Here is a 1229-nt window from a genome sequence, read left to right on the forward strand (position 1 = left end):
GGATCCTTGGGTTCTCGCGGTGATTGCAACACTTAGCGGATGGGTGTTGTCATGGCGGGGTATTCAATTCATGTGAGGCCTGATCTTTTGCAGGTTTTTTGGGCCAGGATGCAGGCGGGTGATTTCATCACCGATGCCGTTGTTCCGATCGATACGAGCCGGCGTACCGGGCGCAGGGTCTTGCTTGAGGCCGGTGGTGTCAGGCCTCGGCGGGGCCGTGATCTGAAGGGTCGGTGCCTGACTTTCGCCCAGCGTGAAGAGATCGCCATACTGCGCGCCCAGGGACAATCGTTGCGGCAGATCGGAACGGCGGTCGGCAGAGCGGCCTCCACGATTTCGCGGGAGTTAAGGCGTAACTCGGTGGCAGGGCTGCCCTACCGGGCAACCTCAGCGCACGCACTGGCCTATGAGCGGGCCTCGCGCCCGAAACCAGCGAAACTGCACACGAACACGGTGCTGCGTGCGAAGGTTGAAGAAGACCTGAACAAGAGGTACTCACCCGAGCAGATCGCAGGCCGACTCCGGGTTGAGTTCCCTGATAAGCCGGAGATGAGGGTGTCACCCGAGACGATTTACCAATCCCTTTACGTCCAGTCCCGCGGGGCGCTGAAGCGTGATCTGACCGTGTGTCTGCGCACCGGGCGGGCTATCAGGCAGCCCTGCCGTCGGGCTGGCCAGCGCAAGAACCGGATCCCTGGAATGATCAATATTTCCGAACGTCCCGCTGAGGTTCAGGACCGGGCCGTGCCAGGGCATTGGGAGGGCGATCTCATCATCGGGAAAGGGAATCAGTCCGCGATTGGGACGCTGGTCKAGCGGAGCACCAATTACACGATGCTGGTGTACCTGCCGGACGGGTACAAGGCTGAGCAGATGCGTGATGCACTGACGGCGAAGATCAAGACGCTCCCCGAGTCGCTGCGGCATTCCCTGACCTGGGACCAGGGCATCGAGATGCAGGACTGGAAAACCGTGAAGATCGACACCGGCGTCGAGATCTACTTCTGTGACCCTCACTCGCCCTGGCAGCGCGGCATCAACGAAAACACCAATGGCCTGCTGCGCCAGTATTTTCCCAAGGGCACCGATCTGAGCATCCATAGCGCCGCAGACCTCGACTGGGTCGCCCAGGAACTCAACGACCGACCACGCAAAAGACTAGAGTTCAAGAAACCGATCGAACTGATCGAAAATCTCCTGTTGCAATGACCGCTGGAATCCGCCGATCC

The 1229-nt window shown here is 60.3% G+C and carries 1 protein-coding gene; it reads left to right on the top strand.

Going from position 1 to position 1229, the window contains the following annotated elements:
- Positions 1–39 precede the first annotated feature (39 nt).
- On the top strand, positions 40–1209 hold the full coding sequence (locus AC1DBN_RS21350) for an IS30 family transposase (RefSeq protein ID WP_477724182.1): 1170 nt from the start codon (positions 40–42) through the stop codon (positions 1207–1209).
- The last annotated feature ends 20 nt before the right edge of the window (positions 1210–1229 follow it).

The organism is Pseudarthrobacter sp. 10T415 (assembly GCF_056394175.1).